This is a genomic window from Paenibacillus sp. JL3B1040 (assembly GCF_057063165.1).
Genome location: NZ_CM169317.1, coordinates 5000542 through 5027500 on the forward strand (window position 1 = coordinate 5000542; position 26959 = coordinate 5027500).

Sequence of the window (26959 nt, forward strand, 5' to 3'; positions counted from 1 at the left end):
TTACATATCTCCGCGATTTTTTACTTTCCCAAGCAAGTTTTGCGATATTCGTTTGGCGGGAGCCCGTATAGCTTCTTAAAGCAGATATAATAGTTATCAATGCTATTAAACCCGACCTTCTCCGCAATCTCATAAGTTTTCAATTTCCCATCCTTCAATAATTCAAGCGATTGCTTGACGCGGTAGCGGTTGATGTAAGGAATCAGCATAGAGCCGGTCTCTTCCTTAAAAATACGACTCAAGTAGCTGTGATTCAGACCGACGTAATTTGCCAGTTCATCCAAGGTCAGATCATGCGCATAATTTTGGTGAATATAATGGATCACCCTTTTGATTTTGTAGTTCGTGGAAGCCCCGTCCGCACGGGTCTCCCGGAAGGCCTCCAGTTCCCGAACCAAGAGGAGGCGAAGCTCCTCCACCCGCTCCGCTGCCATAATATCCCGCATTCCTGCGGAGTCCTCCTCTCCGCTTCCTTCCTTCAGGAACGACTGGATCAGATAGTGCAGGTTTACGCAGAACTCCAAGGCTTCACGACGCCCGACACACCGCTTTCCCTTGATCTCGTCGAACAACCCATGAATAACAGTGATCGCCTCCGTTACGTTCTTTTCGGTTAAAGCCTTTTTGACGCCCTGCTCGGCCCGTAAGAATAGAGGTTTGGCATCCTCCCCTTTTAGGGCACCGGGTTCGAAAGCTACCACATTGCCCCGATCCTCAAAAAACAGCATTTCCGAAGCTTCCCGCGCTTCATGATACGCCTTGGGGATTTCAAGCAGATCGGGATGGAGACCGCTGACGCTGAAACTGACTTGGATATTCAGAAATTGCTTTAGCGTCTTTTCGATTTTGCGGATCAATCTCCAGCGATCTTCCCATATCTCGTTCATACTTCGGGTTTCCGAATCGGATTTCAGGATGACGATTTCCTTCGGCCCCATTTGAAACAGTTCCAGTTCCTTGTACCGGTTCAGCACTTCATGTAGAATATTTAGGATCGAAAAACCAAGCAGATGCTCCATGCCTTTCTTATAGCGCTCTTTTACTTTCTCGTACTGGTCGATACTCACCAGGATGCAGCATACATTCGGCTGCTTCAGATTCAGGCCGTACAACTTCTTCTTTTGTTCAATCTCCCATTGATGCCGAACGACCCCAATCGCCAGATCGCGCAAAAATAGAGTTTTCAATTCATTGCGGTTCTTCTCCATGTTTTGTTGAAAAGATGCAAGGTGATCCTCCTTTGGCCGGTGATGGAGCAGCTTCTGAACGCGAACCATAGCATCGAACACGGCCGCCCGGGTTAAATTGGGCTTATGAATGTAATCGCTGGCCCCCAGCCGCATGGCTTCCCTGACGTATTCAAACTCGTTATGGCTGCTGAGAATAATGACTTTGCCGGAATACTCCCTTTGCTGCAGCTCTCTCAGCACTTCAAGCCCATCCATCAACGGCATTCGGATATCCAGGAAGAGGACATCCGGACGGAGCTCATCGATCTTCTCCAACGCCTCCCGTCCATTCGAGGCCTCCCCAACCAGATAATAACCATGCTGCTCCCAGTCCAGAAAGGTCTTGAAATTCATCCGGATAAAAGACTCGTCATCCACAATCATGATTTTCATATCGCCGTTCCCTCCTCACGGACTTGATTGAGTTCCGAATGGTGCAAGATCGCGGGGATCAGAATGCGCACCGTTGTTCCTTCATCCGGATGACTATGAATGGATACCCCATACCTCCGGCCAAAATGAAGCTTCAATCTCCGGGACACATTCCCGATCCCGATCGAATTCATCGTCTGTTCATTGGACGTTTCCTGTTGCAACAGCTCATTCAGCCGATCTGGCTCGATCCCGCATCCGTTGTCGGAGATGGTGAATCGGATATCGCTTTCCACAAGCTCCGCATGGATGTTCAGAATGTATTGCCGGTCATCCCCGGCAAACGCATGAAATACCGCATTTTCCACAAACGGCTGTACCAAAAACTTCAGTGTTCTGTAGGGCAGAACCTCCGGCGCGACATCCATCTCAAAGTCAAACACATTATAGTAGCGCAGCTGGAGCAGTTCGAGATAACTCCGAATAAACGTCATTTCCTCCTCAATCGAGACAAATTCCCGGGTATTGCGCGTGGAAAAAGACAAAACCCGGATCATATCATCAATCGCATCCGTAATGTTGTCCGCCATCTGGGCCTGGGACATCCATTTAATGACCGAAAGCGTATTGTAGATGAAATGGGGATTAATTTGGTTTTGAAGCGCATTCATCTCCGCACTTCTTTTTTTCTTCTCCTCCAGTTTGATTTGTTCAATCAATTCCTTGATTTCGGCCGTCATCCGGTTAAACGAACGGGAGAGATGCCCCACTTCATCCAGACTGTCCTGCCGGGAAACCACATTAAAGTCGCCTTTCTCGACCTTGCGCATTAAGCGGTTCAACCTGCGGATCGGATTGGAAATGCTGCCGGATACGAAGTACGCCGTTACGAATCCGAGTACAACGAGCAACCCTACCAGTAACATAGCAAAATTGCGAATCCGATTGATTTCGGCAAACAGCTTGTTGCGGTGAATAAGACTGTAAAACTCCCAGCCCGAAACGCTCGATGTATGATGAACGACATAGTAATTGCGATTTCCCCGTTCAATTTCACCCATCAGCTGATGGAGATCCGCCCCAATCATTCCCGGCGTCGCGCTGAACACCACCGTTCCTTGTTCATCCACGATGAATTGATTAACATCCCGCTTGTCCGTAAGTCCGCTAAACAGCTGTTCCAGCTGCTCCACCCGGAAGTTAACCAGCAGCACCCCCAACTTCTGATAGTTGTTTGCATCCACCAGCACCCTGCCCACGGACAATACGGAACGGGGTTTGGCGTACATCTGCTTCTCCTCGTGCATGCCGATCAGAACCGGCTTCTCCGCATTGTCCAGAATCTTCCGGTACCAGGGTTCATTCACGGGACTGTATTTATAATTAAAAGTCGTATCATAGCCCCTTCGATAAATTAAAGCGCTGTTCACGGGATAGATTAAAATCGAATCGATGCTTGGATTAAACGTCATCAGATTCTTAAATACGCTGTCGCTAATATAGCGGTAGTCCATACTCTTCTCGAAGGTTTCATAAGGCACGGCGGAGTAATCCTTCGATAGAATTTCCATCAGCGTTTGGTCATAGAACGGCTGTTCCGACGATTTGATCATGCTGCTGACGAAGGAATCCGCCGTGGAGACCATTTGCCGATTCGTCTCCTGAAAAGATTTGACGATACGGGATTCGAATATCGACATGGCATAGGTATAGAAGTAAATGCTGACCACCACTAGAGGGACAATCATGAGTATCGAATAGGTCAAAAACAGCTTCTGCCGAATGCTTCGATCCTGAAATCGCTTCCACATTAACGCATATCGACTCCTTTACGCGACAATCCATAAACTATGTAAGTTGAACGTTATAGACGGTCGAAAAGCAACGTTCAACTTACATAGCGGCTTCTGTTCTACTATCTTGCAAATTGCTTTCTTATTTTTTCAAGTGTAAGCAATCCGGTCTCTGCCACAATAAAATCAGCGGCCGATAGCGCATCGGCGTCTCCCACGCCTACGGCAAACATGCCGGCGCTTTGGATCGCACGTATTCCCGCCTCCGCATCCTCCACCCCAACGCAGTAACGGGGATTCACCCCCATTTCCTCCGCCGCTTTCAAAAAAATATCGGGAGCGGGTTTACCGCGCGCCACGCTCGCCGGATCTACGATCGCGTCAAAGTAAGACTCCACCTTTAACTGCCGCACGAGGGTTCTGGCGTTACGGCTTGCCGAGGCCAGTCCGCTCGGAATTCCCGCCTGCTTGAGATCGCGAAACAGGTCGAGGATGCCCGGCAAAATGTCCGATTCGTCTACCCGCTTAATCAGAAGCTGATAATATTCATTTTTTCGAGCGGCCCACTCCTGCTTCTGCTCCATCGTGTAAGATTTGCCCCCGTCGGGGAGTTGGCTCAGTATCTTCTCCAAGGAAGCCATGCGGTCAATTCCTTTCAATTGCTCGTTGAACTTCCGGTCAAATGGAAAGCCAAGCTCATCGGCGAGAAGCTTCCAAGCTTCATAATGGTATTTTGCCGTATCTGTAATTACGCCGTCGAGATCAAAGATCATTGCCCGAATTTTCCGATGCTCTTTATTCATTCGCCGATCACCTCAAGTAGATTTACCACAATGGTATCCTTCAGCCTGTGGGTCTGACCGTAAATGGACAGACTCAACGGTTCCAAGCCTTGGGTCAGCCGCTGAATCGTCAGCTTGTCGCGGGTTACCTTCACCTGCAGACTTTCGCCCCGCCAGGAGAGCGGGAAGGATAAAGACTCCCAAGCCGGCGGAAGCTTCGGATTCAGGCGCAGCGTTCCCTCCCAGGATCGGACTCCGGCAAAGCCCATAATGACCGCCTTCCAAATCCCTCCGATCGAAGCGGCGTGGATTCCCTCGTCGCTGCTGTGCATATTTGGCCCAAGGTCGACCCGGGCAGCCTTGGCGAACATTTGATACGCCAGCTCCACTTCATGGACATCGCAAGCCAGAATACTGTGCGTGGACAAGCTTAGCGAAGAGTCGTGCAGCGTTTTCGGCTCATAATAATGCCAATTCGCCGCCTTCGTTTCCGGGGAGAACCAGTCCTCAAGCAAATAGAACAAGACCAGAATATCCGCCTGCTTGGATACCTGAATATCGCTGAGCTGGGTCATGCTGTAGTCGGCCAGTATGGTCGCCACCTGCTCCTGCTTCCGGTATTTCTCCAAATCAATGACTTGTTTATGCAAGTATGTGTCGTCCTGCGGAATGAGAAGCGTCTCCGCATCCGGCTGCGGCAAATAGATAAGGTTAACGATTTCCTCCCACTCCTGCAATCTCGCGGGCAGATCGAAGCGGCCGTTTAGCGCAACATAAACCTCGCTTTGCGTTTGCATGAATTTGCGGGTACACTCGATCGCCTTTGTAATATTCCAGTAAGCCAAATAGTTGGTGAATGCGTTATTGTTGACATGTTCCTTGTATTCATCGGGGCCGATAACGTCACGGATATGATATTTTCGCTCCTCTTCATTCCACTCCAGCCGGCTTGCCCAGAATTCCGCTGTCTCCAAAATGATTTCATACCCGTAACGGTCCATAAATTCCTGATCACCGGTTGCTTGATAATAATGCCAGATGCCGTACGCCACATCCGCGGTAATGTGCTGCTCGATTTTCCCGGTCCAGATAAAAGTCGGCATCCCGGTCTCCACGTCAACGGGTCCCCACTCGGGTGTTTCCTCCTCGCCGGTTGCGGCGGACTCCCAAGGATACATCGCCCCGCGATATCCATTGTCCTTCGCCTTTTTTCTCGCGCCGTTCAAAGTGTGGTAGCGGTACTCGGCCAAATTGCGGGCGACCTTCGGATCCGTATATATAAAATAAGGAAGAATGAAAATTTCCGTATCCCAAAACACATGCCCTTTGTACCCCTCCCCCGTTAACCCCTTGGCCCCCACAGAGAACCGGGGGTCATGAGCCGGCGTCATCAGGAGCAAATGATACTGGGCAAAACGGATCGCCAGTTGATCAAAAGGGTCTGCGCTCCGGACTTCAATCCGCGCCTTTGCCCATTGCCGCTCCCAGACCTCTTCACTTTCGGCGAAAAGCCGTTCAAAGCCTTTTTGTGCCGCTTCCGCAAGGTAATTGCGGGCGATTTCCGGCAAGGGACGGAGATTTGCCGGCTGTTCCTCAGTCCACTCCGGATCGATGCTTGTATGAACCGTCGCCAGCTTCTCTAAGGCAATGCATTGACCGGATTCCGCTTTAACCCTATAAGTCAGCATGACTTTTCGCCGTTCCATGGACGGAACGGGGAATGAAGTCAGGCGGGCTCCATCCCGGGTCAACCGGTGATGACAGGTATGCACAAAATCAATCCCGGACTCTGTGGTAGTGGCCGTAAGCTGGAGCATCTCGCGATCAAAAATTCGCCGTTCCCCTTCCAGAAAGTGCTGTGCGCCCGAATTGGTCATTTGCCCGTTAATTCCCGACCGAATCGTAATATCCGCCTCCCGATTCAATGGGGTGATCTCCATTCGCATCCCGATCAAATGACGATCCTTCATCGAAACGAAGCGGCGAAACACTAATTCGTACCTGACACCTGCTTCGTCCTCCCAGAGGATTTCACGCCGGAGTTCCCCTTGCCGCAGGTCCAATTCCCTGCGATAACGGTGAATCGTGCCTCTCTCCAAATGAAACGGGGCGCCGTTCAGGGAGATGTCCAGCTGCACCATATCCGCCGCATTCGGCAGTTCTGTAACCTCCCGATGGGCAAATCGGTTAAAAGTGCCCGCAATCAATAAATTCCGCCGCTCCCCGGGATATGCCTCTTCCGTGGCAGCTCTAAGCCCGAGATAGCCATTCCCTTGGCACATGATCGTCTCAAACTTTGCCAGAAATCTAGGATCAAAGGCGTTCTCCGCGATCACCCAGCCTTCACTCCCGCGCGCGCTCCCTCCATATTCAATCATGCTTACTTCTCCTCTCCGGTCAAATTCGGTTATCCTTTTAATCCCGTCGTTGCAATTCCCTGCACCATATGACGCTGAAAGAACAGGAACACAATAATAATCGGCACGGTTAACAGCACTACCCCGGTCATGGTCAGGTTCGGCCATTCGAAATACCGGTTCTTTATTGTGTTCAGCCCCACGGTCAAGACATACCAGCGGCTATCGTTCACCAAGGTTACCGGCCAGACGAAGGAGTTCCAGGTTCCGGTGAAACTGAAAATGATCTGTGTGCCGATCGCTCCTTTGGACAGGGGCAGCATAATGCGGGTGAAAATACCGATTTTGTTCAAGCCATCTACCTCTGCCGCTTCTTCCAGTTCCCTTGGAACCGTCATAAAAAACTGGCGCATCAGAAAAACGAGAAACCCCTGGAACAAAAAAGGAACAATGAGTCCCTGATAGCTGTTCAGCCATTTCAAATCCACAATCATGGAAAAAATCGGAATGATCATGACCTGGTACGGAACCATCATCATCCCGATCACCAGGAAGAACACGACGCCTCTGCCCCGATAGTTCAAGCGGGCTAAGGAGTAAGCGGCCATCGTGTTGACGATCAGGTTCCCGACCAGAATGCCCAAGGTTACGATGATAGAGTTTTTATACCAGATGAGGACGTCGGAATTAACGAAAATATCCTGATAGTTTTCAAACGTCCACCGCCCCGGAAGGACCAGATGGCCGATATCCGCTTTGGACAATAGAGACGTATAGATGGCATAACCAAAAGGCACGATGAAGAAAATGGAAAACGTGCACAGCAACAAATAACGCAAGACATGAACTTTCCGGCTGTCCGCCACTCAAATCTCCTCCCGAACAAAGCGTTTTTGCAGCATCGACAACACGATGATGATCGCGAATATAATAAAGGCCGCCGCGCTCCCGTAACCCGAGCGATTGAAGTTGAACGCCTGACTGTAGAAATAAGTCACGATCGTGCTGGTTGCCCCGGCCGGACTGCCAAGCGATCCGTTTCTCGCCAAGGCATAAGGTTGGTCGAACAACTGCATGACATTGATAATGCCCGACATCAGGACCAGAAAAGTCACCGGCTTCAGCATCGGCACCGTAAGTCTCCAGAATTGCTGCCAGCCATTGGCGCCATCCACGCGCCCCGCTTCGTAAATATCATTCGGAATCGTTTGCAGTCCCCCCAAGTACACCACCATATAGAAACCTACGTAAGTCCAAATCGTTAAAATCATCAGGAAAGGCAACGCATAGGTCACGTTGGCGTACCACGAAACATCGGGAAATCCAAACCAAGTCAACAGCCTGGTGGCAATGCCTTCATGCTGCATAAACAAATACATAAACACCGTCGTCACCGCAATCGTCGAAGTGATATACGGCATGTAATACAGTGTTCGGAACATCCCTTTCAAATGGAGCACCTTGTTAAGGTTCACGGCAATCACTAGGGCGATGATCGCTTGCAGCGGAACCGCGACAACGGTCAAAGTCATGGAATGGCCAAAGGCCGTCCAAAAGTCCGCATCTATTATAATTTCCGCGTAATTGCCCAAGCCAACGAATTGCGTTGCCTCCGGATTCAGGAAACTGATGTCCTGCAAACTGTAAATAAAGGACTGCGCCAATGGGTAATAAAACCAGATGCCCATCAAGATCAAGATGGGGGCGACAAACAAATAGCCTACAAAAGTCGATGAATTTCCCAATCCGGCCACTTTGGAGGCAAATCCCCGATGGGGCCGTTTCAGGGAACGCTGCGTTTCTAAATTCGGCGTCATGGTGTAGCTCCTTCCGCTTTTACGAATCCCTTGTTCGTATAATGTAGTAGACTTCGAGCCCCATTTCAGAGGAATCGAAGCTTCCACTTCATCATAATAAGAGGACTGGGCTCGTTAAACAGAGGATATTTACAAGACTCCGAGGATTTTTACCTCATTCCTTCCGGAAATCGGCTTTCCATCTCCTGATCAAATTCATTTAGGTAGATGTTTGCTAATGGCGAGGACAGCGGCCCGCCCTAAAGCGAGCCTTCTTCCGTTGCCCGGCGCACGCCGTTCTCCATAACTTCGCTTTTCAGGTACTTCTTCATCAGGTCGATGACGCGCTTTTCCTAGGTTTGTTTGCGCAGCAGATTCAAAAGCAACTCATGGTTCAACATGTCGAAGTATTTCGACAGGTCGATTTCCACGGCATAACCCTATTGCTCCGCATAAGCTTTCACGCTTTGAATCGCTTGCTGTGCACTTCGCTCCGGGCGGTAGCCGTAGCTTCCCTGCCGAGAAGAGCCGCTCGAACACCGGTTGCATTTGCTGGACGATAGCTTGCTGAATGATGCGGTCTACCACGGTAGGAATACCGAATTTTCGCACGCCGCTTCCATCTGGTTTGGGGATCTCATTGCGTCGCACCGGGCTGGGCGCTTGTAGCTCCCCTCTCGGATGCTTCCCCCGCCTAGTTATCGCCCATGCCGGGCGAACACGACAAATGGCTTCCCCCCTTGATAAAAGGGGTGAAGCCATTTAGTCAGTTCTTTTCAAAAACGATGTCCCCGTCCGATTGATCGGGAACAATAACCAATCACCGCAAATTTCGAATTGAATGGTTATTGGTTCCTTAATTGAATCCGAATGAGTACTGATCGTGTTAACACACTCGCTACTCATCCTTTCGTTCCAATAAATAAGGAGACAAAGTTATTTTACAACCTTGGAAGATCTATGTTGGGAAATCTCCAGTTTGCCGGGTTGTAGATGTTTGGATCCAAAATACCGGTACTTTCTATAAGCTTACCTGCTTTGTCGTATACTGATTTCCCCCACTCTCCAGCATCATTGCAAGCTTCTATAATCGATTTATCATCTAATATTGTCAATCGCTCAGCTACTTGTAATTTATTACCGATTTTTCTCCATGTTTCTTTTACATATTTCTCGGGACCACGATCCCAATACTCATCGGTGAGAACATCATCTGCATTGATAATGGAGCGTGCGATCATTTTGTAGTCATTCCCGATCTTTTTCCAAGTACCCTTCCAGTACTTCTCTCCCTTGTTCCAATATTCCTCGATTCGCTCCACACCCGATTCGGCCCAGTGAGATATATTTTCACCAATTTTATTCACTACTTTCTGCTCAATTATATTGCCACCGACTAAAACCTCGACTTTAAATTCCATTGCTTCATTCCAGGTTTCGCGAATCATTTGACCGGCTTCATTCAACTTCTCCATGGTATATTGACCGAATTTTTTGAAGTTATCTTTAATTCCTGAAACAATGCGGTCTATTATATCCTGAATGATATCCCTTACTTTTTCGTACAAATCTCCAATGATTAGATCAACCGTCTTCGGGGCCCCTTTCTCGAACAGGCCATCTAATACGAGGTAATCGATGCGTGAAGACTTCTTTTGACTATGACCCGCCAAATCTGCTGACCATTTATTATAATCGTCCGGTCCATAAGCGAAACTATTCCAATTACGAGGATCATTGGATTCAAACAAAACGAGTTGCCTTCTAACTTCAGTTGAGTCCCCGGCTAACCAAGCCCATAAGCCGTTAGGGTTGTTATGATTTTTGATGAAGTCATAGTATTGTTCGATTGCCGGCGTTAAAAATGTTCTAATTTCTACTCGATTTTCACATTCAACCGCAAACGCCCAACTGGTGAAACTAATATTGCTCTGTTCTTCACCTAACCGCATTTTTGCTAAAACAAGCAGAAAAGCACTTGCTTCATTCCAAATGGATCCAGTTATCCAAGGAAGTACCTTTTGAATACCATCGGTAAGTACAGTTCTCCATGAATCCCTTGAAAGTTCCTGAGGGAATAAGTCCAAAATTTTATTTAGTACCAGTCCCATTAGATCAAAAGATTGCTCGTCTTTATATTTTTGTAATCGATAAAATTCTCGAAGTACATCTGTCACTACACTTTTCACTCGATCCTCAATTATATCTTTGATATGATCGGGAATTTCGATTTCAAAATTCCATTTGATTTTTCCTAAGTTCCAATCATCTGGTCCCAAGGGAATTTCGACAGGTATGGATAAGTTTAATTGATCGAGAACCAGCCTGAATGATCTCCCTGCCAAGTCCCCCATATAAAGTGCTACGTAATCTACAATAGCACTCTGAATCTCAATTCCTAAGTTGACCCAGGGATTCCATGTTGCTGCCGGCATTCCGACGGCTGATGCTACATTCTGAAAAGCATAAATTTCATGCGGGTATAACATAAAACCATCTGGGCCTACATAGTTATTTTGTTCATTGGATTCTTTACCATTATATAAGTTCCGATATTTTACTCCATCTTGTTCAAACTCCCCTTCTATGTATATGGAGTGAGTTCTCCATTGGAATTCAATTAAATACTCCGCCCATTTGGTGCAGAGTTGAAGTGCTAACGATCTAACTTCATCCGTGCTGTGCGGGCATTTATAGGCATAATAAATAGCTGCTGTTATTGGAGCAAAACTGTCTTTAGATAAGGGACGAAGACGCAATTTATTACGATCTTTATCATAGTCGTATAAATCAGCATGTCTGACAGGATGTACTCTTCCTAAGTGATCTTCATTCCCCCATGCTTTCTCTAAAAGTGTTCTTAATAATTCGGACAACAATTGATTTGCAGAGGCTTTTTCCCATTCGTCTTGACTATAGTTACCTGTTGCAATAGCGATGGCAGCTATTGCTGTATGATAAGTCCCTTCCCCTAAGGTTCAGGGGTTTCATCTCCAAGTTGATCTTTAGTTGGATCAATAAGATCAATCACAAAACCATGTTTGTCCCTAAATTTTAGGCGTTTATCTTGATGTACGTCCAGTTCATCTCTTACATCTTGTTTGTAACTCATCTCAATCCCTCCATGGAAAGGAATGCATTGCATATCCGTTATTATGTGAAGTAACAATAATTCAATGCACACTGCAAACTGCGGGTTATGGAGAGGTAATAATACTGGACATATTAACTAATAAGACATCAGTTTCTTGTTAAAGCTTTAATTAAAATTTGAAAGCAGGGGTAAATCTTGTTTATTGTGCCGCTAAATGAGTTTATTGATCTGTCCAGTAACTACAATGAGGTTCTAATTGATGATGGTTTCAATTATATAATTAACTTTCTTTTCCAAGTGGTCGAGGGATCTCTTGGGGGGGTTTATGTATGCGGGATTACGAGAGAAGGCTCCTTAGGATTGAAGGTACAATTTTTCAATAGGAGTCAAACCTCAACAAAAATTAGGCTGTACAAAATACTGGATCCTCATATACTCGCTACGAATCACAAAAGTGACAACCCAGCTGTTATTGGTACAAAGAAAAACTTTTTGAAAATTCCGGTTGGATACACCGAAATTCCTGTGGTTATTCATTCAATCGAGGAAATTGAAAGGAGAGATTTATACCACTTTTTGTTTCAGATAATTGACGGTTCAAAGCAAATCCATGTGGCGAATATGAAACTCGATAGTATTCACTCAGTATCTCTACTAACGCTTGGTTTTAGTAATTCAGGTCAGGCGGAATCCATCATAAATTTAAATATTTTGAGCGTCGACTTTCAGGTTTGCCACAGCTCTGAGCCCCCGCCTATGGCAGGGATAGACCTGAAAGAAGTTGGCAAGCAAGAGATTACTATTGACAGCAATTCCTCTGGAAAAATTGAAATCCCACCAAGTAAGCCAAATGCAACAATTCTTCATTACACATTCAATAACAAAAGTGAGAAGAAAAATGCATACGTCTGTGGTCAATATTGGAACGAGAAAGTACTTATTATTGAGTTTTTTAATGAATCAACCGAGAATGCCACTATTGAGGTTAGTGGCTGGGAGACATATCCTTATGAGTCAAATTAGAAGAAATCCTTTCACGATTATGGTTGCGATCAATAAATTTGTTAACAAAAATCGGGCCGTCCTACGCTTGTAGGAGGCCCGTGTTGACAATTATTTTACCAGATACAATATACTATTATAATTCTCTCCCGCTTACTCCACCGTCACGCTCTTCGCCAAGTTCCGCGGCTTGTCGACGTCGTTGCCGCGGGCCAGGGCCGCGTAGTACGCGAGCAACTGCAGCGGTACGACGGACAAGGCCGGCGTCAGCAGCGGCAGCGTCTTCGGAATGGCCAGCGCTTGGTCCACGGACTTCAGCAGGTCAGGCACGTGTTCCTCGTGCGTGATGGCCATGACGTCCGCGCCGCGGGCCTTGACTTCCTTGATGTTGCTGACCGTTTTCTCCAGCACGGATTCCTGGGTCGCCAGCGCGATTACCGGAACGCCTTCTTCGATCAGGGCCAGCGTGCCGTGTTTCAACTCGCCGGCGGCGTACGCTTCGGAGTGAATGTAGGAAATCTCCTTCAGCTTCAGCGAGCCTTCCTGCACGACGGAGTAGTCCAGACCGCGGCCGATGAAGAACAGATGCTCATGACCGGCGATTTGCTCGGCATAAGCTCTCACCGTGTCGGCTTGAGCCAGCATGCTTTCCACCTGCTCCGGCAGCGACTGCATGGCCGCGATGACATGAGCCACCTCATCCGCGCTTTGCGTTCCGCGAACTTGGGCCATGTACAGGCCCAGCAGATAGAACGCGATCAACTGCGACGTATACGCCTTCGTCGAAGCGACGGCGATTTCCGGTCCGGCCAGCGTCGCGATCACATCGTCCGCGTCGCGGGCAATCGAGCTGCCGACTACGTTGGTAATCGCCAGCACATGTGCGCCGTTCGCCTGCGCTTCGCGCAGCGCGGCCAGCGTATCGGCCGTTTCGCCGGATTGGCTGACGACGATGACGAGCGTATCCGGCGTAATCAGCGGCGAACGGTAACGGTATTCCGAAGCGACGTCGTTCATCACCGGAATGCGTACCAGTTGCTCAATCGCCGTCCCGCCGACCAGCCCGGCATTATAGGCCGTACCGCAGGCGATGACATGAATCGAGGTGAGGCTGCGAATTTTCTCGTCCGACAGCTTAAGACCCGGAAGCACGACTTTACGTCCGCTTTCGTCGATCCGTCCCAGCATCGTGTCGCGGTATGCCTTTGGCTGTTCGTGGATCTCTTTCAGCATGAAATGATCGAAACCGCCTTTTTCCGCGGTCACGGCGTCCCAATCGACACGAATCATTTCCCGAGAAATAAAATTCCCCTCGATCGTCATCAATTCGACAGCATCCTTCGTCAGCACCGCCATCTCGCCGTCATTCAAAATATACACGTTCCGCGTATAATTCAACAAAGCCGGAATGTCGGAGCCGATAAAGTTCTCGCCTTCACCGAGACCGATAATGAGCGGGCTGGCTTGCCGGACGGCCACCAGCTTCTCCGGTTCATACTCCGTCAGGACCCCAAGCGCAAACGCGCCGCGCATATAACGGATCGCTTTCTGAACGGCTTTCACGATATCGCCTTGATATTCGCGGGCCACCAGATGGGAAATGACCTCGGTATCCGTTTCCGATACGAAGACATACCCTTGCTCGATCAGTTCTTCCTTCAGCTCCAGATAGTTCTCGACGATCCCGTTATGCACGACCGAAAACTTCTGGGTATGGTCGGTATGCGGATGGGAATTCACGTCAGACGGTTTGCCGTGCGTTGCCCAGCGGGTATGGCCAATCCCGGCCGATCCCTTGAGCGGCGCCCCTTCCAGCTTCGACTCCAGGTTCGCCAGACGCCCCAACGATTTCGCGATTTTCAAGCCATCCGACGTAAACACCGCGATGCCCGCCGAGTCGTACCCGCGGTACTCCAGCTTCTTCAGCCCTTCAATCAACACTGACTGCGTATCCCGATTCCCAATATATCCAACGATACCACACATAATATTTTTATCCTCCGTTTCATTCTTACAAGATGGTTTTGGTCCGTAAGATGCGGAATGCGGAAGATCTATTCACGCGGTATACCGAGACAGAACTATTCAATTGTCAAAAAAACATCTCGGTCAAAAGCAGACCCTTCTGCAATTTTCAACCGTTTTTTTCACGAATGCCCATGTTGCTCCGTCTACCGCGGATACTTCCGCGTTGCTTGCTTACGCACATTCATGAAAGTTCGATGAATGTTGTGATCCATCTGCCCGCACGGTTTGTGGGAAAGGTCGCCCCTTCCTTTTGCCGATGCGGTTACGGTGCGATGCGGCACCGGGAGGCCCCCGCCGAACATTCCGAACACCTCCACCTCGTCAACTTCGCTTTGCCGTCCCCTAGGTTCGATCACGCCTCAAGATTCCCTGCTGTCGCGGCAGGCTGGCCTTCCGCCCCTGCCCGTTCGACAAACGTCTCCTGAGTGTGTAGCTGTTGCCCTCATCGATCCTAACGTACGCGCACAATGAAGTTCTGGCGCTTAACTTCCGGTAAACCTCACAACCCTCGCTTTCCGTACTCGAATATGCTTAATTATATGCACCTTCACACGATTTGGCAATGATCATCTTGTCCCGATTTGGTTCATCGCGCCTTTTGTCCTTACGGCCCAGACGCAAAAACCGCCAAACAGGAATACTCTCCCGTCCAGCGGTCCTTGAAGTCCTATATGAAAAAACGAAAAATCAGGCCATTATACCAGCTGCTTCTCCACGACTTCCACGATTTGTGCGACTAGCTGCTCCAGCTCCACCCTTTCCGGCCCTTCGGCCATAACGCGGATCAGGGATTCCGTCCCCGACGGACGAACCAGCACCCGCCCGTTATCGCCAAGCTCTTGTTCGACTTCAGCGATCGCCTCGGCAATGACGGCGTTCCCGGCAAACTTGCTCTTGTCCTGCACCCGGACGTTGACCAGTACCTGCGGATATTGCTTCATGACCTTCTTCAGCTCGCTAAGCGGCTGGCCGGAAGCCAGCAGCGTATCCACCAGCTGAATCGCCGTCAAAATCCCGTCCCCGGTCGTATTGTAGTCCAGGAAAATCACGTGCCCGGATTGCTCTCCACCCAAATTGTAGCCGCCGCGCAGCATTTCCGCCATCACGTAACGGTCGCCGACCGCGGTCTGCTGGGTAGCGAGCCCCAGTCTCTTGGTCGCCTTGTAGAAGCCGAAGTTGCTCATGACCGTCGATACGACCGTACTGTCTTTCAGTTTGCCGGCTTTGTTCATCGCGTCGCCGCAGATGCACAGGATATAGTCGCCGTCTACCTCTTCGCCCAACTCGTCGATGGCGATCAACCGATCCGCATCGCCGTCGAAAGCAAGCCCGAGATGCGCGCCCAGGCGGACAACTTCTTCTTTGAGCCGCTCCGGATGCGTGGATCCGCAGTGGTCGTTGATGTTCAGGCCGTTCGGCTCCGCGGCCAGCGTATGCACCTCGGCGCCAAGTTCGCGGAACAGCCTCGGCGCCAGCTCATAGGCGGCCCCGTTCGCGCAATCCAGTACAACCTTCAGCCCTTGGAACGAGGAGCTGATCGTCGTTTTCAGGTGATCGAGGTACTTCAGCTTCGACTCGTTATCGACCGTCACCGACCCCAAACCGCCGCCGATCGGACGCGGCAATTCGTCAACGGTCTTGTCAAGCAGCTCCTCGATTTGCAGCTCCGTTTCGTCCGACAGCTTAAAGCCGTCGCTGCCGAAAAATTTGATCCCGTTATCCTCCACCGGATTGTGGGAGGCCGAAATCATGACGCCGGCGTCGGCTTGAAGCAAGCGCGTCAGATAAGCCACCGCCGGTGTCGTAACGACGCCCAGGCGGATGACGTCCGCACCGATGGACAGCATCCCCGCCACCAGCGCCGACTCCAGCATCACGCCGGAAATGCGCGTATCCATGCCGATGACGACCTTTGGCTTGGGAACCTGCCCAGCCAGCGCATAACCGCCGCAGCGGCCGATCTGGTAAGCCAGCTCGGCCGTCAGTTCTTTATTTGCAATGCCTCTTACGCCATCTGTTCCAAAATATTTCCCCATGGTTTCACTCCTTCAACATTTTGCCAACACCGCATCGTTCTCCTCATCTCCCGATGGCGATTGTCCGGTCTATATTCTTGATTGTCCGCTTAAGTTCTCGTTACATCCCGTTGCCCGAGGAGGTGACGTCTTCTGTCGTATTGTCGCCGCCTTCCTCCTGCCCCGATGGCGTGCCCGGTGGCGATTCGTTCCCGGACGAGTTCTGTCCGCCCTCTGCCGGATCGGCATGATCCTCCGGTGCACCGGAGGCCGGATTTCCTTTCTCCGTCAGCTCCACATCGACCGTCATTGAATGGCCCGGATCGGCCAATTCCACACCCTCCGGCAGCTTGATCTCGATCGGGACCGTATGCGTTCCCGCCCCCAGTTGCGCCAGGTCTGCCGTAATTTGAATATCCTCCGGTTGGAGCGCATCCAGGGCCGCGCTAGCCCCGGCCACCACCAGGCTCAGCTTGGGCTCGATCGGCCGGATCCATTTCACATCATACAAGGACCCTGCGTTTTTTAACGTAACCGGGATCCCGTCAAGCTGCTTCTGCCCGCCGGGCATCACATGCAATGTAATCGTGACGGAGCTCGGCTCGATTTTCTCAAAACCTTCCGGAGGAGTCAAGTCCACCGAGTATTTAGTCTCAGTCGACCCGTCAAAACGGCTCAGATCGACTGTCACCGGATAGGAGGATATACCCTCCAGCGCTTCCTTGGAGCCGTACAGAACGACTCCTTCCACGTCGGTTTCGATCCCGGTTAAGACGTACCCGGAAGGAAGCTGTCCCTTCTTGCGCACCTCGAGCGGCACATTTTTGTATAGCTTATTGATCGGTACATCCACATCTACCGAACCAGGCGAAATTTTCGCATTCTCCATCGGCTGACCTTGCTTATCATATGCCGTCAGCTTGACGCTTTTGCCTTTGACCGACTCCTTCAGACCGGTAACATCCACCGTGCCTTGAACTTTGCTCAGCTCCTGCACTTCGCTCGCCGGCAAGGTAACATCAACGGTTCCGCTCCCGGCGACAATCGGAGTCCCAAGCACTAATCCATCGGCCGGTTCTCCTTTGGTGACGATCGTCACGGGGACAGACCGAGTCTCTTTGGCTTCGATCGTTACCTTCACGATGGAGGGATCCATCGAGATTAATTGGACACCGGGAGGAAGTTCATGGGTCAGCGGGAGCGTAAACGTTCCCGGTCCCAGATTTTCAAGATTCAGCCTTACCTTATAATCGGAGAAGTTCGTCGTCAGATCGATCCGCTTTCCTTTGACCTCCATGCGTACCGTGCTCGGCTCGAGGTCGTACAAAATATACTTTTCCTCGTCAAAGCCGGTCACTTCGATTTTGACGTTGTCGATAATTCTCGGCTGTGCCAGGGTCGTAGAATCGACAGGGGTGGCGCTGTCCAGATGCACCATGGCCCACAAGATAATGCTAAACACAAGGGCCAGAATCTTGGCAAAATTGTTATGGGTTAGCCATTTATCCATTTTTGCCAGCCTCCTTCCGTCTGCGGAACGGGCTGCGCTTTTCTTTCACGCTCGAATTCGGGCCTAACTCCGCATACAGTTTGGAAATCAGCGATTCTTCGTTGATGTCCCTAACGACTTGGCCGTCAATCGCCAACGATATTTGCCCCGTTTCCTCGGATACGACAATAGAGACCGCATCGCCGACCTCGCTGATCCCGATGGCCGCCCGGTGCCTTGTGCCCAACTCCTTGCTGATGAACGGATTTTCCGACAGCGGCAAATAGCAGGCGGCAGCGGAGATCCGGTGTCCCTGGATAATCACGGCGCCGTCATGCAAAGGCGTATTTGGGATAAAGATATTAATCAACAGTTGTGAAGAGATGATCGACTGCATCGGGATCCCCGATTCGGTATATTCGTTTATCCCCGTATCGCGTTCAAAAACGATAAGGGCCCCTATCTTTCTACGCGATAAATAATTAACGGCCTTAATTATTTCGCCGACCTCTCTGCCGAATTCCTCTTCGTCCGCGCTGTTCCTCCCGAACAGCTTGCCCCGACCAAGCTGCTCCAACGCACGTCGAAGCTCCGGCTGAAAAATGATGAATATGGCCAGAACGCCAAACGTAAACATCTGATTCATCAGCCATTTCAACGTATACAAGTCGAACCAAGTGCTCACCGCCCAAATAAACACTAAAACCAAAATCCCCTTGAGCAGTTGAACGGCCCGCGTTCCACGTACAAGCAGAATCAGGTGGTATATGATATAGGTAACGATGAGGATATCGATAACATCCTTGACGGTATCCTGCCAAGTCAGATTCACAAAATAGTTCATGCTGCGACCCCCGGAATGTTCCTTGCGGGCGTTTCGGTCCGCCGGCAAGGAAACAATATGTACAGCTTATAGGCTTGTCTCTATAAGTTTCCCCTAACTATTAGGTTATAACGTTCACAAGTCAGATGCAAGCGTCTAGTAAAAATAGGTTCAATCCGTATCAATTTCTAATTTTTACCTATTCAGCCAAATAAAAAAGCGCCGAAGTCCCCAAAGGGAGGCGCCAATTTTATTTAACATTGTCCAATGATCACCTATAGGCGACTTCCGTCACCGTATTGATGATCCTATACCAGATCCAGTCCAGCGCTTGGTCAATTTGCTTGACTTCGCCCGAGATATGCGCCGTGGAGGCTTGATAATAGGAACCGTCAATTACCGTCAAGTTGCCTTGAACTTCGCCGTAAATTTCGGCTTTACCGTTCTCGACCGTCAAGTTCCCGACAATTTTGGAATGACTCGGCACAGTGACCGTATTTCCTTGAATAATGACCTGATCCAGGTCCGATCCTTTAACGATAAGCTGATCGTCACTATCCCAAAGCGATACCGCACTGAACAGCATCACCAGCAAAAACATCGCTGCCGCCGTCAACGCCGGATGGTGTTTGATCCATTGGATCCATGCCTGCTGCTTAGGCTGACTCGGAATCTGGCTGATGATCCGGCTTACCAGTTCATCGGGAGCCGAGATGTTCGTATGCTGCTTAATCGTTGCAAACAACATCATTTCGGTTCGTTCCAATTCCCGGAATTCCCTTAGGCAATCCGGACACTGGTCTAGGTGCAGCTTCAGCTGTTCGACATGGTCGCGGCTCAATTCGCCGTCCAGGTAATCATGCATCATGGATGAGGCATGTTTGCATTCCATATCAGCCAATCCTTTCAGTAGTATCAATCTATGCGAAAAAGCGGAGGGCACGGCTAAGATCATAGTCGTCCTACCTTACAATACGTAGCGGTTCCTATTTCGTTTCAAAAAATAATCCCCTCGGAGGAGCCCATTTCACAGCACTTTATGTTCCAGTTTCTTGCGCAAAAATTCCCGTCCGCGGTGAACGCGCGTCTTGACCGTCGTCACCGGCATGTCCAACACTTCGCTAATCTCCTGAAGCGACATTTCCTGCAGATAACGGAGTACGATCACCGACTTGTATTTGGCAGGCAAGCCTTCGATGGCTTGATGGATGGTTTGCTGCGTTTCCGACAGCAGGTATTCCGATTCCGGCGTTCGTTCGTCCCCGGGGATCAAGGTGTACCCGTCCATGCCCTCCTGATCGTTCATTTCGGCATCCAGATAGTAGCTTGGCTTCCGCTTGCGCAACCGATCGATGCATAAGTTGGTCGCGATTCGGTAAATCCACGTGGAGAACTTCTGTTTGTCGTCGTACCGGCTCCAGTTTTTGTGCACCCTTAAAAACGTCTCCTGCACGACATCCTCGGACTCGTGCCGGTTGGACAGCATCCGGTATGCGAGATGATAAAGCTTATCCTTATATAGATCGACAAGTTCGGCGAAGGCGACCTGATCCCCTTTACGGGCCAGCTTCACCAGTCTTGCATCGAAATGTTCAACCACCATAGTTTCCCCCAAATCGGTTGGAAGGGCTCAGGTACTCGTACCCTGCCTGTCCGGCTACTCGTCCCTTTGGTTTAAGGAAATTCAAAAAGTTTATTAATTCAAAGGGTGCTTCCCGTCGTCGGCACTTCATTCAAATGGTAAAGCAACTTTTCGCAAATTGCAATACATTCGGCAAAAAGCCGAAAGCAAAAAAGCCGGACCTCCTCATATAGAAGGCCCGGCTTGGCTTTCCAGTCGGTAAGCCTGCGGGCATCAGCCCGTATTCCGAAGTCCGGCGGCAATACCGTTAATCGTAAGCAGAACTTCACGCAGCAGTTCGGCGTCATCCTGTCCTTGTTCCCGCACCGTCCGCAACTCCGTCAAGAGCTGGACCTGCAAATAGCTGAGCGGATCGACATACGGATTACGCAAACGAATGGATTCTTGCAAGCCCGGTACGTTGTCGAGAATTTCGGAAATGTCGGCAATTTTCAACACCATTTCCCGCGTCAACCGGAACTCCTCTTCGATTTGGCCAAGGATGCGATCCTTGACTTCGTTATCCGAGCACATTTTCGCATATTCCTTGGCGATCACCAAGTCTGCTTTAATCAGCGCAAATTGCAACGTATCGATAACCGTTCTGAAGAAAGAGAAGTTCTGGTACATATCCTGAAGAACCTTGAGGTTCTCTTCGTTGTTTTGATAGAAGTTAAGCAGGCCGGTACCCGCGGCGTACCATGCCGGGAACAAATAGCGGCTTTGCGTCCACGCAAACACCCACGGGATCGCCCGCAAGTCCTCAAACCGATCGCTGTTCTTACGCTTGGAAGGACGGGAACCGATATTCAGCTCGCCCACCTCAACCAGTGGCGTCGATTCACGGAAGAACTTCAGGAAATCCGGTTCGCGGAAAACAAGATCCTGATATTTATGAAGCGACGTCTCCGAAATCCCCGTCATGATTTCTTCCCAGCGTTGTTCCTCCGGACTTGGGCCTTGATACAACTTCGCTTGAATCGCGGCGGTAATCAGCGCCGAGGTCGCTTGCTCCAAGCTGCGGTAGGCGATACCGCGCAAGGAATACCGCGACGAGATCACCTCGCCTTGCTCGGTGATCTTGATGCCACCGCCGATCGTTTCCGGCGGCTGCACGAGAATGCTGCGGTTCAGCGGCATGCCGCCGCGTCCGAGCGCGCCGCCGCGCCCATGGAAGAATTTCAGCCTTACGCCAAATTCATTGCCCGCGGCCGTAATTTGCTTCAACGCCACGCGCAGCTCCCAGTTGGCCGTAACCACGCCGCCGTCCTTATTGCTGTCAGAGTAGCCCAGCATAATTTCCTGGAGATCGTTCATCGCCGCTACTGACTGACGATAAATCGGCATACTGAACAGTTGCCGCATGATGCCGGGTGCTGCGTGCAAGTCGTCGATCGTTTCAAAGAGCGGAACGGATTGCAGGGTGCAGACAACGGTACCGTCGGCTTCTTTGCGGAACAATCCCACCTCTTTCGAGAAGACCATTACCTCAAGAATATCGCTGGCCGCTTCCGTCATACTAATGAGATAGCTGGTGATGCACTGCTGTCCGTATTCTTTTTGCGCCCGGTAAACCGTACGGTAAACATCCAGACACTCTTTCGTAGCTTCGCTGTATTCCTGATAAGGAGAAGTCAGCGGCCGCGGGTCGTTGAGCACACGTTCCAGCAGCTTAATCTTATCTTCTTCCTCTAACTCGCCGTAATTGTCCACGATGTTCATTTTCGCCAAAATTTCCGTCATCGCGTTCTCATGCTCTTTGCTGTGCTGGCGAATATCCAGCGTGGCCGTATGGAAGCCGAACAGTTCCGCTTGGCGAATCAGCTTCTTGATATGGGTATCGGCAACATAGTCGGCGTAGTGATGACGCAAGCTCCGGTCGATGATTTTCAGATCCTGGATAAATGCATCAACGCTCGGGTAGCGCTCCGGCGTGTCCTGCTTGCTGTCGTCCAAAACATTGTGCAGCTTCTCCGTCATATACGTCAGCTTAATCCGGTACGGTTCTTTATCGTTGTTCCATTGCTGCGTTTTGCGTAAAGTGACTTGAAGGCGGTCCCGTTGGATGGAAGCCATCAGTTCGTCGGTAACGTCCACGATGCTGGTGCTGAAGCTAAGATGCTTGAACAAATCGGACAAAATCCGCTGGTATTCGCGTACCGCCAGTTTGCGCTGCATCCGCAACGTCTCCCAGGTAACGTCCGAAGTTACGGAAGGATTCCCGTCCCGGTCGCCGCCGATCCAGGAACCGAAGCGCAAATATGTCGGCACATGCCAGTAGTGCTCCGGATAATATTTGGTCAGGCAACGTTCCAGCTCTTGATACACTTCCGGCAGGACATGAAATAAAGTTTCGTGAAAATAATACATGCCGTTTCTGACTTCATCCAGAACGGTCGGCTTGCGATCGCGCAATTCATCGGTTTGCCAAAGCGTGATGACTTCGTTAAGCAGCTTCTCCCGCAGTTGCTCCCGCTCCCGGTAGGTCAACGTCGGGTTGTCGAGTTGCATGACGTCGTCGGCAATACGCTTGTGGATGTCCAGAATCGCGCGACGCATTGCTTCCGTCGGATGGGCCGTCATGACCAATTCCAGCGACATGCCTTCCAGGATTTCCTGAGCCTCGGCATAATTGAAGCCCTGCTCCTTCAGATCCCGGACAGCCGACTCGATCGTACCGGTCTGCACAGCGTCCCCGGCCGAAAGCTCATAATCGCGTTTGCGCCGAATCCGGTGGTTCTGCTCCGCGATATTCACCAGTTGGAAGTAGATCGCAAATGCACGGATCACCTGATGACGAATTCCGGGCTCCAAAGAGTTGATCATTTCCTTAAATTCTTCATGTAATTCCGGTAAAAATACAGCCCGCAGGGATTTACTGGCTTCACGTATCTTCTCGACAATATCCAAGAGCTCATTGCCGCCCTGATGCACCAGGACCTCTCCTAGAATATTGCCCAAAAAACGAATGTCGCGCCGAAGCAGGTTATTCGAGTTGCCTTTGCCTGCGGTAACCGTTAACTCTGTCATGTTTCTCCCCCATTTCATCCCTAATGCAGCAAGCTAATTTCAGCATTGTCACTCGTCTTTGTCGTTTAGACCAAATGGCGTCGCCTAGCGTTTCTTAACATCATACAATAAACTGCCCTGAAAATCTTCACTTAGTTTGTAAGAAATTTGTTCCGGGTGGCCTGATCGGAGCCACGGGGAGCGCTTTGTTCCAACTCCACCTACCCTAACACGGTAAAGCAGTAAATTGCAAGGGTATAAGTTAATGATAGAAAACTTTTATACCCGGAAATGAGGCCATTGCTGCAATTATAACAAAAAACATCATCTTATCCGATGATGTTGCTGTTATGTATGGAGCGGGTGATGGGAATCGAACCCACGCTACCAGCTTGGAAGGCTGGAGTTCTACCATTGAACTACACCCGCACCTTAAAGAAATGGTCGGGATGACACGATTCGAACATGCGACCCCCTGGTCCCAAACCAGGTGCTCTACCAAGCTGAGCTACATCCCGTCAATAAGGCGATATGCAATTGAAAAAGTGGCGCGCCCTAAGAGATTCGAACTCCTGACCTTTTGATTCGTAGTCAAACGCTCTATCCAGCTGAGCTAAGGGCGCGTATGAAGATGGAGCGGACGACGGGAATCGAACCCGCGACCCTCGCCTTGGCAAGGCGATGCTCTACCGCTGAGCCACGTCCGCATAATGATGGTGCGCGTGGAGGGACTTGAACCCCCACGTCAAAGACGCTAGATCCTAAGTCTAGTGCGTCTGCCAATTCCGCCACACGCGCAAATGTGAAACTGGTGAGCCATGAAGGACTCGAACCTTCGACACCCTGATTAAAAGTCAGGTGCTCTACCAACTGAGCTAATGGCTCTTATGAAGCAAATGGCTGGGGATATAGGATTCGAACCTATGCATGACGGAGTCAAAGTCCGTTGCCTTACCGCTTGGCTAATCCCCAATGCTATGGTGGAGGCTGAGGGGATCGAACCCCCGACCCTCTGCTTGTAAGGCAGATGCTCTCCCAGCTGAGCTAAGCCTCCACATCTGGGATCTACATATAACGAAGATGGTGACCCGTAGGGGATTCGAACCCCTGTTACCTCCGTGAAAGGGAGGTGTCTTAACCCCTTGACCAACGGGCCTTATGTAGAGAAGCTCTCAACCGGGATCGAACCGGTGACCTCATCCTTACCATGGATGCACTCTACCTACTGAGCTATGAGAGCAAGTGGCTCCCCGAACAGGACTCGAACCTGTGACAACTCGATTAACAGTCGAGTGCTCTACCGACTGAGCTATCAGGGAACATTGCTTGGCGGCGTCCTACTCTCCCAGGACCCTGCGGTCCAAGTACCATCGGCGCTGGAGGGCTTAACGGTCGTGTTCGGGATGGGAACGGGTGGAACCCCTCCGCCATCGCCACCAAACATGATTTTTGCGCTGCTTCCGCTGCCTGATCCCTGCTTCAGCAAAAGATCAAACCTTAGAAAAGACATGCAGCTTAAAATCGTCATTCAGACGCTTGATCGCCTGAAAACTGGATACGAAACGAATTTGTGTTTTAGATGTTTTTGGATAAGCCCTCGACCGATTAGTACCTGTCAGCTCCATACATTGCTGCACTTCCACCTCAGGCCTATCAACCTCGTCGTCTTCAAGGGGTCTTACATACTGGGAAATCTCATCTTGAGGGGGGCTTCACGCTTAGATGCTTTCAGCGCTTATCCCGTCCGCACTTAGCTACCCAGCTGTGCTCCTGGCGGAACAACTGGTGCACCAGCGGTGCGTCCATCCCGGTCCTCTCGTACTAAGGACAGCTCCTCTCAAATTTCCTACGCCCACGACAGATAGGGACCGAACTGTCTCACGACGTTCTGAACCCAGCTCGCGTACCGCTTTAATGGGCGAACAGCCCAACCCTTGGGACCTACTTCAGCCCCAGGATGCGATGAGCCGACATCGAGGTGCCAAACCTCCCCGTCGATGTGGACTCTTGGGGGAGATAAGCCTGTTATCCCCAGGGTAGCTTTTATCCGTTGAGCGATGGCCCTTCCATGCGGTACCACCGGATCACTAAGCCCGACTTTCGTCCCTGCTCGACTTGTCAGTCTCGCAGTCAAGCTCCCTTTTGCCTTTGCACTCTGCGAATGATTTCCAACCATTCTGAGGGAACCTTGGGGCGCCTCCGTTACTCTTTAGGAGGCGACCGCCCCAGTCAAACTGCCCGCCTGACACTGTCCCCGTACCGGCTTACGGTACCAGGTTAGAACTCCGATACGATCAGGGTGGTATCCCAACGGCGCCTCCACCGAAGCTGGCGCTCCGGCTTCCTAGGCTCCCACCTATCCTGTACAAATCGTATCAAAGTCCAATATCAAGCTGCAGTAAAGCTCCATGGGGTCTTTCCGTCTTGTCGCGGGTAACCTGCATCTTCACAGGTATTAAAATTTCACCGGATCTCTCGTTGAGACAGCGCCCAAGTCGTTACGCCATTCGTGCGGGTCAGAATTTACCTGACAAGGAATTTCGCTACCTTAGGACCGTTATAGTTACGGCCGCCGTTTACTGGGGCTTCGGTTCACAGCTTCGGAGTTGCCTCCTAACCGCTCCCCTTAACCTTCCAGCACCGGGCAGGCGTCAGCCCGTATACTTCGCCTTGCGGCTTCGCACAGACCTGTGTTTTTGCTAAACAGTCGCTTGGGCCTTTTCACTGCGGCCCCCTCGAGCTATTCACTCTACCGGGGCACCCCTTCTCCCGAAGTTACGGGGTCATTTTGCCGAGTTCCTTAACGAGAGTTCTTCCGCGCGCCTTAGAATTCTCTTCTCGCCTACCTGTGTCGGTTTGCGGTACGGGCACCTTCTCCTGGCTAGAGGCTTTTCTCGGCAGTGTGAGATCATGACCTTCGGTACTGTAAATTTTCCCTCCCCATCACAGCCCAGCCTTAAAGTGTGCGGATTTGCCTACACACCAGCCTCACTGCTTGGACGGGGCATTCCATCGCCCCGCGTCACTACCCTGCTGCGTCACCCCATCGCTCATAACGGATTACGGTGGTACAGGAATTTAAACCTGTTGTCCTTCGACTACGCCTTTCGGCCTCGCCTTAGGTCCCGACTTACCCTGAGCGGACGAACCTTCCTCAGGAACCCTTAGGCTTTCGGCGGATCAGATTCTCACTGATCTTTTCGTTACTCATACCGGCATTCTCACTTGTATGCTGTCCAGCGCTCCTTACGGTACACCTTCAACCTACATACAACGCTCCCCTACCCCTGATGCAAAGCATCAAGCCATAGCTTCGGTGGTGTGTTTAGCCCCGTTACATTTTCGGCGCAGAGTCACTCGACCAGTGAGCTATTACGCACTCTTTAAATGGTGGCTGCTTCTAAGCCAACATCCTGGTTGTCTGTGCAACTCCACATCCTTTCCCACTTAACACACACTTGGGGACCTTAGCTGATGGTCTGGGCTGTTTCCCTTTTGACAATGGATCTTAGCACTCACTGTCTGACTCCCGGTTATAAAGTACTGTGG

16 protein-coding genes, 11 tRNA genes and 2 rRNA genes (1 of these 29 cut by a window edge) are annotated in these 26959 nt (G+C 50.5%); 1 reads left to right on the plus strand and 28 read right to left on the minus strand.

The window, feature by feature from the left end:
• Positions 1 to 20: 20 nt before the first annotated feature.
• From ACZF99_RS22925 to ACZF99_RS22960, 8 genes are all read right to left on the minus strand, one after another.
• Positions 21 to 1622 (minus strand): response regulator transcription factor, encoded by a 1602-nt coding sequence (locus tag ACZF99_RS22925; protein ID WP_483607252.1) that lies wholly within the window; start codon positions 1620 to 1622, stop codon positions 21 to 23.
• On the minus strand, positions 1619 to 3412 hold the full coding sequence (locus tag ACZF99_RS22930; protein ID WP_483607253.1) for a sensor histidine kinase: 1794 nt from the start codon (positions 3410 to 3412) through the stop codon (positions 1619 to 1621). Before ACZF99_RS22930 ends, ACZF99_RS22925 begins: the two co-directional genes overlap by 4 nt.
• Positions 3413 to 3516: 104 nt before the next feature.
• Positions 3517 to 4197 carry a beta-phosphoglucomutase gene (gene pgmB, locus ACZF99_RS22935; RefSeq protein WP_483607254.1) on the minus strand — a complete coding sequence of 227 codons (681 nt, stop codon included), beginning with the start codon at positions 4195 to 4197 and terminating at the stop codon, positions 3517 to 3519.
• On the minus strand, positions 4194 to 6554 hold the full coding sequence (locus ACZF99_RS22940) for a glycoside hydrolase family 65 protein (protein WP_483607255.1): 2361 nt from the start codon (positions 6552 to 6554) through the stop codon (positions 4194 to 4196). Before ACZF99_RS22940 ends, pgmB begins: the two co-directional genes overlap by 4 nt.
• Positions 6555 to 6583: 29 nt before the next feature.
• A complete protein-coding gene (locus ACZF99_RS22945) occupies positions 6584 to 7399 on the minus strand; it encodes a carbohydrate ABC transporter permease (protein WP_483607256.1) in 816 nt (271 codons plus the stop codon).
• Entirely contained in the window at positions 7400 to 8350 is a 951-nt protein-coding gene (locus ACZF99_RS22950) for a carbohydrate ABC transporter permease (RefSeq protein WP_483607257.1), read from the minus strand. It abuts the gene before it with no gap.
• 920 nt (positions 8351 to 9270) lie between these two features.
• A complete protein-coding gene (locus ACZF99_RS22955; protein WP_483607258.1) occupies positions 9271 to 11205 on the minus strand; it encodes a hypothetical protein in 1935 nt (644 codons plus the stop codon).
• Between the two features lie 95 nt (positions 11206 to 11300).
• Entirely contained in the window at positions 11301 to 11441 is a 141-nt protein-coding gene (locus tag ACZF99_RS22960; RefSeq protein ID WP_483607259.1) for a hypothetical protein, read from the minus strand.
• Between the two features lie 177 nt (positions 11442 to 11618).
• Between ACZF99_RS22960 and ACZF99_RS22965 the strand changes: the two genes are divergently transcribed.
• Positions 11619 to 12446: a hypothetical protein gene (locus ACZF99_RS22965; RefSeq protein ID WP_483607260.1), complete on the plus strand. Its 828-nt coding sequence runs from the start codon at positions 11619 to 11621 to the stop codon at positions 12444 to 12446.
• A 132-nt stretch (positions 12447 to 12578) separates the two neighbouring features.
• On the opposite strand, the gene glmS is transcribed toward ACZF99_RS22965, so the two are convergent.
• From glmS to ACZF99_RS23065, 20 genes are all read right to left on the minus strand, one after another.
• Entirely contained in the window at positions 12579 to 14411 is a 1833-nt protein-coding gene (glmS, locus tag ACZF99_RS22970; RefSeq protein ID WP_483607261.1) for a glutamine--fructose-6-phosphate transaminase (isomerizing), read from the minus strand.
• A gap of 737 nt (positions 14412 to 15148) precedes the next feature.
• On the minus strand, positions 15149 to 16489 hold the full coding sequence (glmM, locus tag ACZF99_RS22975) for a phosphoglucosamine mutase (protein ID WP_483607262.1): 1341 nt from the start codon (positions 16487 to 16489) through the stop codon (positions 15149 to 15151).
• Between the two features lie 100 nt (positions 16490 to 16589).
• The gene (locus tag ACZF99_RS22980; protein WP_483607263.1) at positions 16590 to 17978 is read right to left on the minus strand and encodes a CdaR family protein; all 1389 of its coding nucleotides are present in this window, start codon (positions 17976 to 17978) and stop codon (positions 16590 to 16592) included.
• Positions 17971 to 18801: a diadenylate cyclase CdaA gene (gene cdaA / locus ACZF99_RS22985; protein ID WP_483607264.1), complete on the minus strand. Its 831-nt coding sequence runs from the start codon at positions 18799 to 18801 to the stop codon at positions 17971 to 17973. The genes ACZF99_RS22980 and cdaA overlap by 8 nt, the downstream gene beginning before the upstream one ends.
• 250 nt (positions 18802 to 19051) lie before the next feature.
• A complete protein-coding gene (locus ACZF99_RS22990; protein WP_483607265.1) occupies positions 19052 to 19672 on the minus strand; it encodes a zf-HC2 domain-containing protein in 621 nt (206 codons plus the stop codon).
• Between the two features lie 135 nt (positions 19673 to 19807).
• Entirely contained in the window at positions 19808 to 20383 is a 576-nt protein-coding gene (sigW, locus tag ACZF99_RS22995; RefSeq protein WP_483612914.1) for an RNA polymerase sigma factor SigW, read from the minus strand.
• A 252-nt stretch (positions 20384 to 20635) separates the two neighbouring features.
• Entirely contained in the window at positions 20636 to 23431 is a 2796-nt protein-coding gene (gene ppc / locus ACZF99_RS23000; protein WP_483607266.1) for a phosphoenolpyruvate carboxylase, read from the minus strand.
• Positions 23432 to 23765: 334 nt separating this feature from the next.
• A tRNA-Gly gene (locus ACZF99_RS23005) sits at positions 23766 to 23839 on the minus strand.
• A gap of 12 nt (positions 23840 to 23851) precedes the next feature.
• Positions 23852 to 23928: transfer RNA gene (locus ACZF99_RS23010), tRNA-Pro, on the minus strand.
• A 28-nt stretch (positions 23929 to 23956) separates the two neighbouring features.
• Positions 23957 to 24033: transfer RNA gene (locus ACZF99_RS23015), tRNA-Arg, on the minus strand.
• A 9-nt stretch (positions 24034 to 24042) separates the two neighbouring features.
• A tRNA-Gly gene (locus ACZF99_RS23020) sits at positions 24043 to 24117 on the minus strand.
• Positions 24118 to 24124: 7 nt separating this feature from the next.
• A tRNA-Leu gene (locus ACZF99_RS23025) sits at positions 24125 to 24208 on the minus strand.
• 11 nt (positions 24209 to 24219) lie between these two features.
• Positions 24220 to 24295: transfer RNA gene (locus tag ACZF99_RS23030), tRNA-Lys, on the minus strand.
• 12 nt (positions 24296 to 24307) lie between these two features.
• A tRNA-Gln gene (locus ACZF99_RS23035) sits at positions 24308 to 24382 on the minus strand.
• 6 nt (positions 24383 to 24388) lie between these two features.
• Positions 24389 to 24464: transfer RNA gene (locus tag ACZF99_RS23040), tRNA-Val, on the minus strand.
• 27 nt (positions 24465 to 24491) lie between these two features.
• A tRNA-Glu gene (locus tag ACZF99_RS23045) sits at positions 24492 to 24566 on the minus strand.
• Between the two features lie 11 nt (positions 24567 to 24577).
• A tRNA-Thr gene (locus ACZF99_RS23050) sits at positions 24578 to 24650 on the minus strand.
• Between the two features lie 3 nt (positions 24651 to 24653).
• Positions 24654 to 24729 (minus strand) — tRNA-Asn (locus tag ACZF99_RS23055).
• A gap of 5 nt (positions 24730 to 24734) precedes the next feature.
• Positions 24735 to 24851, minus strand: a 5S ribosomal RNA gene (rrf, locus tag ACZF99_RS23060).
• Positions 24852 to 24995: 144 nt separating this feature from the next.
• Positions 24996 to 26959 (minus strand): 23S ribosomal RNA (locus ACZF99_RS23065) (it continues 970 nt past the right edge of the window).